The organism is Streptomyces sp. NPDC087215 (genome assembly GCF_044744885.1).
In the GTDB taxonomy this organism is placed as follows: domain Bacteria; phylum Actinomycetota; class Actinomycetes; order Streptomycetales; family Streptomycetaceae; genus Streptomyces.
On record NZ_JBIUZD010000001.1, the window covers coordinates 586,757 to 601,344 of the forward strand.

Genomic DNA, 14,588 nt, shown 5'->3' on the forward strand with positions numbered 1-14,588 from the left:
TTCCCTCCCCGCTCACGTTCGTGCGGCGCGCGTCACTCCCCTCGCGCGCGCCTGTTTCGCGGCTCAAGGAAGGCTCATGTCCACACAAGCCCGTACGTCCCCGCCGGTCACTCTCCCCACACCCCCCGAGAAAGTCGCCGTCATCGGCATCGGCTGCCGCTTCCCCGGCGGAGCGAACGACCACCGTTCCTTCTGGCGCAATCTGGTCGACGGGAAGGACTGCATCACCCCCACACCGGCCGACCGGTACGACGTGGCGGGCCTGGGCAGCAAGGACAAGGCGAAACCGGGTCGGCTCGTAGGCGGACGCGGTGGCTACATCGACGGCTTCGACGAGTTCGACCCGGCGTTCTTCGGAATCAGCCCCCGTGAGGCGCACGCCATGGACCCGCAGCAGCGCAAGCTCCTGGAGGTCACCTGGGAGGCGCTGGAGGACGGCGGACAGAAACCGGCGGAACTGGCCGGGCGGGACGTCGGCGTCTTCGTCGGGGCGTTCACCCTGGACTACAAGATCCTCCAGTTCGCCGACCTCCGGTTCGACACCCTCGAAGCCCACACGGCGACGGGGACGATGATGACGATGGTCTCCAACCGTCTCTCGCACTGCTTCGACTTCCGGGGACCGAGCCTCTCCATCGACTCCGCCTGCAGTTCCTCCCTCGTGGCGGTGCACCTCGCGTGCGACAGCCTGCGCCGGGGCGAGAGCTCGCTGGCGCTGGCCGGCGGCACGCTGCTGCACCTCACCCCGCAGTACACGATCGCCGAGACCAAGGGCGGATTCCTCTCCCCCGAGGGCCGCTCCCGCACCTTCGACGCCGGGGCCGACGGCTATGTGCGCGCCGAGGGCGTCGGCATCGTGGTCCTCAAGCTCCTCTCCGAGGCGCTCCGCGACGGCGACCCGATCCACGCCGTGATCACCGAGACCGGGGTCAACCAGGACGGCCGCACCAACGGCATCACCGTGCCCAGCGCCGAGGCCCAGGCCACCCTCATCGAGCAGGTCTGCGCCCGCGCCGGGATCACCCCGGGCAGCCTCCAGTACGTGGAGGCGCACGGCACCTCCACCCCGGTGGGCGACCCGATCGAGGCCAACGCCCTGGCGAGCGCCCTGTCCGTCGGCCGCGAGCCGGGCGCCCCGTGCTACATCGGTTCCGTCAAGACGAACATCGGGCACACCGAGTCCGCCGCCGGGATCGCCGGTCTCATCAAGACCGCGCTCAGCCTGGAACACCGGCTGATCCCGCCCCACATCAACCTGGAGAACGTCAACCCGGCGATCGATCTGGAGGCCGCGCCCTACGAGATCCCGGACCGGGTCACCCCCTGGCCCGAGCACGAGGGGCCCGCTCGCGCCGGGGTCAACTCCTTCGGTTTCGGCGGGACCAACGCGCACGTGCTCCTCGAAGCGGCGCCCCCGCGCACCGCCGAGGAGCAGCGGGCGCCCGCACCCGGGCAGCACTCCGCCACCGACGGCCTCGCGTTCCGCGTGCTCCCCCTCAGCGCCCACGACGCCTCGGTGCTCCCGGAGCTGGCCGAGGCCGTACGCGCGGAACTGGCCGACCCGCAGGATCCGGCCGCCCCGGCCGCCCTGACGGACCTGGCCCACTCCCTCGCCCGGCACCGGCAGCACCACGACGCCCGGCTCTCCGTGGTGTACGAGACCGGTGAGGACCTCGACGAGGCGCTGGCCGCGTACGCGCGGGGCGAGGAGCACCCCCGTGTCCTGCTCGGCAGGCACCGCGAGGGTCGGCACACCGCGCCCGCCTGGGTCTTCACCGGCATGGGGCCGCAGTGGTGGGGCATGGGCCGCGAGCTGTTCAAGACCTCGCCCGTCTACCGGGAGGCCGTCGAGGCCGTCGACCGGGAGATCCTCGCCCAGGCGGGCTGGTCGCTGACCGCCGAGCTGGACGCCGACGAGGCCGCGTCCCGCATGACGGAGACCTGGCTCGCCCAGCCCGCCAACTTCGCCGTCCAGGTGGGCCTTTCCGCCCTCTGGCACGCCCACGGAGTGCACCCCTCCGCGATCGTCGGGCACAGCACCGGTGAGATCGCCGCGTTCTACGAGGCCGGGGTCTACAGCCTGCGGGACGCGGTGAGGATCGTCCTGCAGCGCAGCCGCCTCCAGCAGCGGCTCGCGGGCACCGGCACCATGCTGGCCGTCGGTCTGCCCGAGGACGAGGCAGTACGGCGCGCCGTACCCTTCGGCGACCGGCTGTCCGTGGCCGCCGTGAACAGCCCCGGCGCCCTGACCCTGGCCGGGGAGCGGGAGGCGCTCGCCGAGTACGCCGAAGCGCTCCGCGCCGACGGTGTGTTCGCCAAGTTCCTGGACGTGGAAGTCCCGTACCACAGCGCCGTGATGGAGGAGATCAGAGCCGAGCTGCTGACGGAACTGGCCGACATCGAGCCACGGCCCGCACGGCTCCCGCTGTACCTCACCGGCCGTGAGGGCCGCGCCGAAGGGCCCGAACTCGACGCGGACTACTGGTGGAGCAACGTCCGTGACACCGTGCGGTTCCGCGCGGCCGTCGACGCCCTGCTCGCCGACGGGCACCGCACGTTCCTGGAGATCGGCCCCCACCCGGTGCTCGGCCATTCCGTCAGGGAATGCTCCGCCGCCCGCGAGGGCGATCCCGCGGCCGTGACCACCGTGCCGTCGATCCGCCGTGCCGAGGGCGAGGCCCTGCGCTTCACCACCTCCCTGGCCGCGCTGTACTCCCTCGGCTGCGCCGTGGACTGGACGGCGCTCCACCCGGACGGGCGGCGGGTGCCGCTGCCCCGGTACCCGTGGAAGCGCGACCGGTACTGGACCGAGCCCGAGCCCGTGGCGCAGATCAGGCTCGGCCGGATCGACCATCCGCTGCTCGGGCGGCGCCTCGCCACGGCGGAACCCGCCTGGGAAGTCGCGCTCGACGTCGAGACCACCCCGTACCTCGCCGATCACCGCATCCAGGGAAGGACCCTCTTCCCCGGCGCCGGATACGTCGAGATGGCGTACCAGGCGCTCCGGGCGCTGACCGGGGGGACGGACGCGGAACTGGGCGACATCGAGCTGCGCAAGGCCCTCTTCCTGCCCGACGACGCGCCCCGGGCCGTACAGGTGTCGCTCTCCACGCAGAGCTCCGCCTTCACCGTGGCCACCGAGGGCGACACGCCGACCGTGCACGCCTGCGGTGTGGTGCGCGGCGGGGCTCCGGCGGCTCGTACCGCCCCGCTGGACGCCGAGGGCGTCCGGGCACGGGCGGACCGGTACCTCGACGCGACCGCGTGCTACGAGACGCTGAGTGCCCGCGGTTACGACTACGGCCCGGCGTTCCAGGGCATCGCGGAGGTCTGGCGGACGTCCGGCGAGGCGCTCGCCCTGATCAGGCCGACCGTGGACGGGGCGGCGGAGCACCATGTGCACCCGGTGCTGCTCGACGCCTGCTTCCAGGCCCTCCTGGTCGCCGGGCTGCCGGACGCCACGGACGAGCCCGGCGGCGGGATGCTGCTGCCGCTCACCATCGAAGCGGTGCGGACGGTCCCGGTGGGCGACCGTCCGCTGTGGGCGCACGCCACCGTCACCCGGCGCGCGGACGACGAACTCGTCGGCGACATCGCCCTCTACACGGAGGACGGGGAGCCGCTCGGGCACGTGCGGGGTTTCCGTGCCGCCGATGTGGAGCAGGTCTCGTCGACGGTGGGGGTGTCCACCATCGACGGCTGGCTCGCCGAACTCACCTGGTCGGAAGCGCCCCTGGAGGGCGGCGCCGACGGCCAGGACGCCGCCGTGGATCCGGTGCCTCCGGTGGGTGGCGGCTGGCTGCTGCTCGCGGACCGGCCCGGCGGAGTGGCGGACCGGCTGTCCGCGCTCGCGGGCGCGGGTGGCGCGCGCTGCCATCTCGTACGGCCGGGTGACCGCTATGTCTTCGACCCGGCCGGTCGGGACTCCCGGGTCGTCCCCGGCAGCGCCGACGACCTGCGCAGGCTCCTCGCCGACCTCGCGGCCGTCGACCCGGACGCCCCCGCGCCGGACACCGTCGTCCATCTGTGGAACCTGGACCTGCCCGCCCTGGAGGACACCGCGAGGAAGGACCTGGACGCGCACGGCGCGGTGGGCGCCTACTCGGTGATCGCCCTGGCCCAGGCCCTCCACGACGACCCCCGGCAGACGGCCGCGCCCGCCGCGCTGCACCTGGTCACCCGGGGGGCCCAGGCGGCCGTGCCCGGGGAGCCGGTGGCCCCTCTCGGGGCGCCCGCCTGGGGCATCGGCCGGGTGCTGCGGCACCAGGAGCTGACCGCGCACCGGGGCAGGCTGATCGACCTGCCGCTCGCGCCGGGAGCCGCCGGTGGTGCCGTCCGGGAGCGGCCGGAGGCCACGGGAGCGCGGACGGGGGCCGGGGTGCCGACGGGCGCCGAGGCCGGTGCGTACGCCGGAACCGGAGCGTCGACCGGCGCCGGGGCCCGTGCCGACGCCGAAGCCGAGGCGCTGCTCCGTGAGATCCTCGCCCCGGACTCCCCCGACCTGCCCCAGGACGAGGTGGCCCTGCGGGACGGACGCCGTCTCGTCAGCAGGCTCACCCGTCCCGAGGAACTCACCCGTCCCTTCCCGCCCCGGCTCCGTCCGGACGGCGCGTACCTCGTCACCGGCGCCTTCGGTGCGCTCGGCAGGCTGCTGTGCCGCTACCTCGTCCAGCGGGGCGCCCGGCACCTGATCCTCATGGGCCGTACACCGCTCCCCGACCGTGCCACCTGGCGCGCCCTCGCCCCGGACTCCCCGGCGAGCGACCCGGTGGGCTTCGTCAAGGAGCTGGAGGCCCTCGGCGCCCATCCCGTCCACGCCGCCATCGACATCTCCGACGAGCGCGCGCTCACGGAGTGGCTGGCCGACTACCGGGACCGGGACGCTCCGCCGGTCCGGGGCGTCTTCCACCTGGCCGGGCACGTACGGGACATCCCCGTCCCGGCCATGGACCGCGCCGCCTTCGACTCCGTGTTCCACCCGAAGGCGGCGGGCGCCTGGCTCCTCCACGACCATCTGCGCGACGAGCCGCTCGACCACTTCGTCCTCTTCGCGTCGGTCGCGTCCCTGCTCACGACGACGGGGCAGACGAACTACGCGGCGGGCAACGCCTTCCTCGACGCCCTGGCACAGCACCGCAGGGCGCTGGGACTGCCCGCCCTGAGCCTGGACTGGGGCCCTTGGGCGACCGGGATGATCGAGGAACTGAGCCTGGTCGAGCACTACCGTGTCGTCCGGGGCATGACATCGCTCTCCCCGGCTGCGGGCATGGCCGTCCTGGAGCGGGTCCTCGGCCAGGACCGTGCCCAGCTGCTGATCGCCACCGTCGTCGACTGGACGACGTTCCTCGCCTGGTACCCGTCGCCGCCCCCGCTCGTCAGAGAGCTGGCGGCCGAGGCGGCGAGCACCACGGACCCGGCCGCCGGCGGTTCGCGGGACACCGGTTATCTGGACCGCTTCCGTGCCGCCGCCGACGAGGAGGAGCGGACCGCGCTGGTCGCGGACCTGCTGCTGGGCTGCGCCTCGGCCGTCCTGCGGATCGGCGCGGACCGGCTCGACCCGGACGCGGGCCTCAACGCGCACGGCATCGACTCGCTCCTCGCCATGGAGCTGCGGGCCCGGCTCCAGGCGGCGACCGGGGTCGCCCTGCCGGTCGTGGCCCTGCTGAGCGGGGCTCCGCTGCGCGAGCTCACCGCACAGCTCCGCGATGCCACGGCGGAGCTCGCCGCGCGGGTGGCGGGCCCCGACACGGGGGCGGTGGTGGAGGTCCACGAGGACGCGTCCCGTCACCCCCTGACCCAGAACCAGAAGGCCCTGTGGTTCCTGAAGCAGCTCCACCCGGACGGCTTCGCGTACAACATCGGCGGCGCGGTGGAGGTGCGCACCGAGATCGACCCCGAGCTGATGAGCGCCGCCGTCCGCGCCCTGGTGGAGCGGCATCCGGTGCTGCGGGCCAACTTCGTGATGGAGGACGGCCGGCCGCTCCAGATCGTCTCGGAGGACGTCGAGCCGGACATGGCCGTCTTCGACGTCGAGGGCTGGGAGTGGGAGGACATCCGCGAGCTGATCGTCGAGGAGTACCGCAGGCCGTACGACCTGGCGCGGGACCGGCTGATGCGGTTCCGGCTCTTCCGGCGCGGGCCGGACCGCTGGGTGCTGATGAAGGCGGTCCACCACATCGTCTCGGACGCGATCTCCACGTTCACCTTCATCGAGGAACTGCTCTCCCTGTACGAGGGGATGCGGTCGGGCCGCACTGTCGAACTGGCCCCGGTCCGGGGGCGTTACGTCGACTTCCTGAACCGGCAGAACCAGTTCCTCGCCTCGCCCGACGCCGACCGGATGCTGGAGTACTGGCGGGGTGCCCTGCCCGCCGAGGTGCCGCCGCTCAGCCTGCACACCGACGCGCCCCGGCCTTCCGTGCAGACCCACAACGGCGCCTCGGAGTTCTTCGTCCTGGACGAGGAGCTGAGCGCCCGGGTCCACGCCCTGGCGCGGCAGCACGACGTGACCGTCTTCATGGTGCTCCTGTCCGCCTACTACCTGCTGCTGCACCGCTATTCCGGTCAGGACGACCTGGTCGTCGGCAGTCCGGTGACCGGGCGCACCGACGGGGATCTGTCGTCCGTGTACGGCTACTTCGTCAACCCCCTGCCGCTGTACGCGAGTCTGGCCGGTGACCCGACCGTGGCCGAGCTGCTGACCCAGGTCCGGGGGACGGTGCTCGGGGGCATCGACCACCAGGAGTACCCGTTCGTCCTGCTGGTCGAGAAGCTGGGCCTCCAGCACGACCCCAGCCGCTCGGCGGTCTTCCAGGCGATGTTCATCCTGCTCGCCCACAAGGTGTCCTCCCAGCAGTACGGCTACCACCTCGACTACATCGAACTCCCCGAGGAGGAGGGTCAGTTCGACCTGACCCTGTCGGCGTACGAGGACGAGTCCGAGCACCGGTTCCACTGCGTCCTGAAGTACAACACCGACCTCTTCCGGCCCGAGACCGCCGAGCGGCTGGCCCGGCACTACCGCAACCTCCTGGACGCGCTGACCCGCGCTCCCGGCGGGGGCCCGGTGGCGGGGCTCGACATGCTCGGTGCGGCCGAGCGGCACGAGATCCTGCACGGTCCGGCCGCCCGGGGGCGCGTCCTGGAGCCCGAGCCGCCGGTGCACCGGCTGTTCGCGGAGGCGGCGGCCCGTACTCCCGACGCCATCGCCGTCACGGTCCCGGCCACGGGGGCGGACGCTCCCGCCCGCCATCTGACCTACGCGGAGCTGGACCGGGCCTCGGCGGCGCTGGCCCGGCGGCTGCGGGCGCGGGGTGCGGGCGGTGGCGTCGTCGCGGTGTGCCTGCCGAAGTCGCCGGAGCTGATCGTCGCGCTCCTCGCCGTCCTGCGCGCGGGGGCCGCCTATCTGCCCCTCGATCCCGACCACCCGGCGGAGCGGCTCGCCTACATGGCGGGGAACGTGTCGGCGCGCCTGGTCCTCACCGACCCGGCGAACGCCGGACGGCTCGACGTGCCCGGTGCCGAGCTGATCACCGACGTCCTGGCGGAGGACCCGGAGGTCTCCGGTGTCCCGGCCGACGCAGCCCTCCCCGACGGGGACGCGGAGGTGGGACCCGAGACGCCCGCGTACGTCGTCCACACCTCCGGATCGACGGGCCGCCCCAAGGCGGTCCGGGTGTCCCACGGCGCTCTGGCGGCCCTGTGCGCCGCCTGGCGGGAGGAGTACGGCCCGCAGGACGTGCCCGGTACGCACCTCCAGATGGCCGGGGTGTCCTTCGACGTGTTCACCGGAGACCTGGTCCGCGCCCTCGGCTCGGGCGGGCGGCTGGTGCTCGCCGACCGTGACCTCCTCCTCAACTCGGCCCGGCTGCAAGAGGTGATGACCGCCGAGGGCGTCGACCGCGCCGAGTTCGTGCCCGCCGTGGCCCGTGCCCTGATGACGCACTGCGAGGAGGGCGGCCACCGGCTGGACTTCATGCGGCTCGTGATCGTGGGATCCGACACCTGGAAGGTCGCGGAGTACGACCGGCTGCGCGGGCTCTGCGGCCCGGACACCCGGGTCGTCAACTCCTACGGGCTGACCGAGGCGACCGTCGACAGCGCCTGCTTCGACGGCCCCACCACCGGCCTCGACCCGAACAGCACGGTCCCCATCGGGGCGCCGCTGCCCAACTGCGTCCTGCACGTCCTCGACTCCCATCTGCGGCCCGTGCCCCCCGGGGTCACCGGGGAGCTGTGGGCCGGCGGGGCCGGACTCGCCCTGGGGTACGCGGGCGACCCGGAGCAGACCGAGCGCCGCTTCGTGACCCTCACCCTGGACCCGGGCCCCGACGCCGTACCCGAGCGGTTCTACCGCACCGGGGACCTGGCGCGCCGGGACGCCCTGGGCCACCTCCATCTGCTCGGCCGGGCCGACGCCCAGATCAAGCTGCGGGGCCACCGCATCGAGCCCGGGGAGATCGAGTCGCTCCTGACGGCGCTCCCCGAGGTCGCGGAGGCGTACGCCCTGGTGCGGACCGATCCCGGCGGCGAACCCGCTCTCTGCGCCTATGTGGTGCGCGCCGACGGGGCCGATCCGGACCCGCGGGCCCTGCGCCGCCATCTCGCCGCCCATCTGCCCACGTACCTCATCCCGGCCTTCCTGGAGACGGTGGAGGCCCTGCCCCTGACGCCGAACGGAAAGGTGGACCCGGCGGCGCTCCCCGCACCCCGCGTCCCGTCCGCCCAGGAGGACCACGAGCCTCCCGTCACCCTCTACGAGGAGCGCGTGGCGGCGCACTGGAAGGCCGTGATCGGTCTCGAACTCGTCGGTCTCCACAGCGACTTCTTCGATTCCGGCGGCAGCTCCATCACCCTCATCGAGCTGATCCACCGGCTCCAGAAGGAGTTCGGCATCGCGATCCCCGTGGGGCTGCTCTTCAAGGTGACCACCCTGCACGGCATGGCCCGTACCGTCGAGGACATCGTCACCGGCCGGGTCTCCGGCAATCTCTCCCACCTCTCCTTCAACACGGGTGAGGGGCCCCTGCTCTTCTGCTTCCCGCCCGCCGGTGGCCACGGCCTCGTCTACCGTCACTTCGCCACGCACCTCAGGTCGTACGAGCTGATCGCCTTCAACCACGTCGACGGGGACAAGGGCGTCCGGTACGCCGACCTCGTGGAGTCGCTCCAGCCCGAGGGGCCCTGCCTGCTCCTCGGCTACTCGCTGGGCGGCAACCTCGCCTTCGAGGTCGCCAAGCGGCTGGAGGAGCGGGGCCGGGAGGTGTCCCACGTCGTGATCATGGACTCGTACCGCATCGAGGAGGAGTACGGCATCTCCGTCGAGCACACCGAGGCCTTCGAGCACGAACTGCGGGACCACCTGCGCCGCCACACCCAGTCCGAGACCGTCACCGCCCAGACCCTCGAACAGGCCAGGGACTACCTGGCGTACTGCGGGCGCACCCCGAACCACGGGGTGGTCACCGCCACGGTCACCGTGATCGCCGACGAGGCGAAGGCGCAGTTCTACGGGGCCGGTCAGCGCGGCAGCTGGCACTCGGCGTCCACCGGCGCGAGCAGAGTGGTCCGCGGCGCCGGTCTGCACGCGGAGATGCTCGACGAGAAGCCCGCCGAGCGGAACGCGGCCCTGGTGCTCTCCGCGCTCGACGAGTCCCTCACGAGCACCCCCCGGGAGCGTTCCGGCTCCCCGGCGGACCACAGCACGGACGGGGAATCCCATGGCGCGTGACGACAGGCCCGTATGGGAGGACCGGGGACCGTGGCCGCCCGGCGGGCGCGCCCCCGGGGAGGCGCCCCGGGTGATCGTCATCGGCGCGGGCATCGGCGGTCTCTCCACCGGCTGCTACGCGCAGATGAGCGGCGCGGAGACCCGGATCTTCGAGCGCCACGTCCTGCCCGGCGGCTGCTGCACCGCGTGGTCGCGCCAGGACTACGTCTTCGACTACTGCATCGAGTGGCTCACCGGCACCGGGCGGAACAACGACGCCAGCCGGGTCTGGCGGGAACTCGGCGCGCTCGACGGCAAGACCATCGCCAACTTCGAGATGTTCAACACCGTCACCGACGAGACCGGCCGCTCGGTCACCTTCTACAACGACCCCGACCGGCTCGAAGCGCACCTCCTGGAGATCTCCCCCGGGGACGCCCGTCCGATCCGCGCGTTCTGCCGTGACCTGCGGCGGTTCACCCGGATCAACCTCTACCCGTTCCTGACCCCGCCGCCGCTCCAGTCCACGGGCGAGAAGCTGGCCATGCTGCGGGCGGTCCTGCCCTCCTTCGCTCTGCTCTGGCGCACCGCGGTGACCCGGATGGAGAAGTTCTGCGACCGGTTCGAGGACCCGCTGCTGCGCCGGGCGTTCCCGTTCATCTTCTTCCAGGACCACGAGGTCTTCCCGCTGCTCCCCTATCTGTTCAACATGGCGAGCGCCTTCCACCTCAACGCCGGTTTCCCGCAGGGAGGTTCGCTGGGGCTGGCCCGCTCGGTGGAGGAGCGGTACACGGCGCTCGGCGGACGGATCGACTACCGGTCGCGGGTGGAACGGATCCTGGTGGAGAACGACCGGGCGGTCGGCGTGGAACTGCGGGGCGGTGAGCGGCACTTCGCCGATCACGTCGTCTCGGCCTGCGACGGCGCCACCACCATCGACCGGCTGCTCGGCGGCCGGTACACGAGCCCGAAGATCGACAAGCTCTTCAGCGAGATGATGGACCAGCCGGACGTGCTCTATCCGGGGGTGGTGTCGGTCTTCGTCGGTCTCGACGGCGAACTGGACCCGTCGGCCCGGCACAGCACCACGTACCTGCTCTCCGACGAGGACAGCGCGGCACTGCCGGGGGTCCTGCAGAACAGTCTCGTCGTCCAGATGCGGTCGCGCTACTCCGACGGGTTCGCGCCGCCCGGCAAGTCCGTCGTCCACTGCACCTACTTCAGCGACTACGCGTCCTGGAAGCAGCTGCGCACGACGGACCGCAAGGCCTACTGGGCCCGCAAGCAGGAGGCGGCCGACTTCGTCCGGGGCTTCCTGGAGCGGCACCATCCGGGCATCGGCGCCTCCATCGAGGTCGTGGACGTGGCCTCCCCCACGACCACCGAGCGCTACACCGGGGTGCGCAACGGCAGCATCCTCGGCTGGAAGTCCTTCACCCCGGCCGACGACGTGATCACGGGCCTGATCAACAAGGACCGGATGCGGCTGCCCGGTCTGGACGGCTTCTCCATGGCGGGCCAGTGGTTCGGCGGCGGCAGCCTGATCCGCGCCGCCGCGAGCGGCCGGTTCGTCACCCAGTACCTGTGCAAGGACCTGGGTCTGGACTTCCGCGCCTGGGAGAGCCGCGGAACGGTCCCCTGGCATCCGGACAGGCTCGGACGGCTGCCCCAGCTCGAGACCCGCAGGGTGAGGTGACGGTCACATGACCGCGACGACCACGAAGCGCAGGAAAAGCATGATCATCATCGGTGGGGGCCTCGGCGGCCTCTCCACCGGTGCGTACGGCCAGATGAACGGGTACCGCACCCGGGTCTTCGAGATGCACGAGATCCCCGGCGGCTGCTGCACCGGATGGGGGCGCGGCGACTACACCTTCGACGCCTGCATCAGCTGGCTGCTCGGCAACGGTCCGGGCAACGAGATGCATCAGATCTGGCTCGAACTCGGGGCGCTCCAGGGCAAGGAGATGCGCCACTTCGACGTGTTCAACACCGTGCGCGGCAGGGACGGCCGCACCGTGTACTTCTACTGCGACCCCGACCGGCTGGAAAGCCATCTGCTGTCCCTGTCCCCGCCCGACGCGCGGGCGATCCGCAACTTCTGCGCGGGGCTGCGCAAGTTCATCGCCTGTCTGCCCTCGTATCCGTTCCTCAAGCCGGTGGGGCTGATGAGCCGCCGGGAGCGGTGGCGGATGCTGGCCGGTTTCCTGCCGTACTTCAACCTCTTCCGCACGTCGATGTCCGTGCTGATGACGGAGTACTCGGCCCGTTTCAAGGACCCGCTCCTCAGGGACGCCTTCAACTACATCCTGTACGAGAAGCATCCCGGCTTCCCCGTCCTGCCGTTCTACTTCCAGATGGCCGCCCAGGCGCACCGGTCGGCCGGGGTCCCCGAGGGCGGCTCGCTGGGCCTGGCGCGCTCCATCGAGCAGCGCTATCTGGCCCTCGGCGGCGACGTCACGTACAACGCGATGGTCGAGGAGATCATCGTCAAGGACGACCGGGCCATCGGAGTGCGCCTCTCCAACGGCGAGGAGCACTACGCGGACATCATCGTCTCGGCCTGCGACGGTCCGACCACGCTGCTCGAACTGCTCGACGGCCGCTATCTGGAGGGCGAGTACGCCACCCTGTACCGGGAGACGCTGCACCAGCCGGGCATGGTCTTCCCCGGCTACGCGAGCGTGTTCCTCGGCCTGCGCAGGCCCTTCCCGGACGCCGACCCGACGACGACCCATCTGCTCGACGAGGAGACGGCGTCCCGGCTGACCGGCATCCGCCACCCCAGCCTCAACGTGCAGTTCCGCAACCGCTTCTACCCCGAGCTGTCGCCCGAGGACACCGGCGTCGTCTACGCCACCTACTTCTCCGACACCGCGGCCTGGCGGGAGCTGGCCGAAGGGCCGGAGCGCCTCAGCCGCGCCCGCCGGGGGACCGAGCTGCACACCCTGCCGGTGAAGCGCGGCAAGGCGTACACCCTCGCCAAGCGGCGGACGAGGGACGCCGTGGTCGACTACCTCGACGGGCTGTATCCGGGGCTCAAGGACTCCGTCGCCGTCCGCGACACCTGCACCCCGCTCACCCAGATCCGCTACACCAACAGCTTCGAGGGCACCTTCCTGGGCTGGCAGCCCTTCGTGGAGAGCGGCGAGGCGATGGAGGAGCTCGTCAAGAAGAACGGGCCCGTCCTGCCCGGCCTGGGGAACTTCTACCTCTCCGGGGTCTGGGCCACCACCGGCGGCCTGATCCGCGCGGCGGCGGCCGGGCGGCAGGTCATGCAGTTCATCTGCCGGGACGACGGGCTCGACTTCACCGCCTCCGTCGACACCAGTGCCCCGCTCCCGACCCATGTCGACGTCCCGGTCGGCCCGCACCGCTGAGAATCCGGCACCGCCGCGGGTCCCGTACCGCCCGAATCCCGTACCGCCGGGTGTCCCGGCGGTACGGGAGGGGCCGCACCGCGCGAGCATCCGCACCGCCCGAGAAACCGCTGAGCATCCGCACCACCGAGAACCGCACCGCCCGAGAAACCGCACCGCCGTGCATTCGGCACCGCTGTGCGCTCGGCACCGCCCAGAAAGGCGTCCCGTGACCTTGCCCCCTGATGTCCGCCCCGCCCCGGAAGCCTCCCCGGAGCCCCTCGCGTACCCGTTCTGGACGAGCGACGGACTGGGCCTCCCCGAGGGCTACGGGCAGCTGCGCGACCGGCCCCCCGTCCGTGTCCGGCTGCCGTACGGGGACGAGGCCTGGCTCGCGAGCAGTTACGAGGACGTCCGCGCCGTCCTGTCGGACCCCCGGTTCAGCCTCGCGGAGGCCGTCCGCCGCGACCAGCCCCGGATCGGCCCGATGCCCCGGGCCGGCGGGGGTCTCATCGCGCTCGACGCTCCGCACCACACGCGGCTGCGCACGCTGCTCGCGAAGGAGTTCACCGCCCGCCGGATGGAGCCGCTGCGCGGCCGGGTCCGTCAGGTGGCCGACGGGCTCCTCGACCGGATGGTGGCGGCGGGCCCGCCCGCCGACCTCGTGGAGGACCTCGCGTTCCCCCTGCCCATGACGTTGATCTGCGAGATCGTGGGCGTACCGGAGGCCGACCAGCCGGGGCTGCGGACCTGGGCGGACACCGTGTGTTCCGGCAGTGTGACCCCCGAGGTGGTGCGCCGCCACGCCCAGGACTTCTTCGGCCGCATGAACGACTGGATCGAGACGCGCCGCCGGGCCCCCGCCGACGATCTGATCACCGTCCTGGTCAGGGCCGCCGACGAGGGCGCCCTGACCGCGGACGAGCTGACGGGGCTGCTGAACGAGATCCTCATCGGCGGCTTCGTCACCACCACCAACCAGATCGCCAACTTCTTCGCGGTCCTGCTCCTCCCGCGCGAGGCGGGAGGCGGCGGCGCGGAGCTGCTCACCACCCTGCGCGAGCGGCCCGAGGTGATCCCCCGCGCGGTCGAGGAACTCCTGCGGCTCGTCCCGCTGCTCAACGGCCTGACCCTGCCCCGGTACGCGGAGGAGGACGTGGACCTCGGCGGGGTCCTGGTGCGGGCGGGCGAGCCGGTCGTGGTCTCCCAGGCGGCCGCCAACCACGACCCGGTCGCCTTCCCGTCCCCGGACCGCATCGTGCTCGACCGGCCGGGCACCCCCCACATCAGCTTCGGTCACGGCATCCACTACTGCCTGGGCGCGCATCTGGCCCGCCTGGAACTCCAGACGACCCTGGAGCGCGTCACGGCCCGCCTGCCCGGCCTGCGCCTGGCCGTCCCGGAGAAGGAACTGCGCTGGCGCTCGAAGGAGTTCTTCAGCGGCCTGCGCTCCCTGCCGGTCGCGTGGTGAGCCATGTGGTGGGTGGGCTGAAGCGGTTTGCGCGATGACATGAAGCGCC

4 protein-coding genes are annotated in these 14,588 nt (G+C 72.3%); all 4 read left to right on the forward strand.

All coding sequences use genetic code 11. The features are described from left to right. Positions 1–76: 76 nt before the first annotated feature. The 4 genes from ACIO92_RS02485 (at position 77) to ACIO92_RS02500 (ending at position 14,539) form a co-directional block, all read left to right on the forward strand. Positions 77–9,730: an amino acid adenylation domain-containing protein gene (locus ACIO92_RS02485; protein ID WP_402281169.1), complete on the forward strand. Its 9,654-nt coding sequence runs from the start codon at positions 77–79 to the stop codon at positions 9,728–9,730. Next, positions 9,720–11,405, forward strand: a complete 1,686-nt coding sequence (locus ACIO92_RS02490; protein ID WP_366445073.1) for an NAD(P)/FAD-dependent oxidoreductase — start codon at positions 9,720–9,722, stop codon at positions 11,403–11,405. Before ACIO92_RS02485 ends, ACIO92_RS02490 begins: the two co-directional genes overlap by 11 nt. A 40-nt stretch (positions 11,406–11,445) precedes the next feature. Next, positions 11,446–13,089: a phytoene desaturase family protein gene (locus tag ACIO92_RS02495; RefSeq protein WP_401239834.1), complete on the forward strand. Its 1,644-nt coding sequence runs from the start codon at positions 11,446–11,448 to the stop codon at positions 13,087–13,089. A gap of 208 nt (positions 13,090–13,297) precedes the next feature. After that, positions 13,298–14,539 carry a cytochrome P450 gene (locus tag ACIO92_RS02500; protein ID WP_401239605.1) on the forward strand — a complete coding sequence of 414 codons (1,242 nt, stop codon included), beginning with the start codon at positions 13,298–13,300 and terminating at the stop codon, positions 14,537–14,539. Positions 14,540–14,588 lie beyond the last annotated feature (49 nt).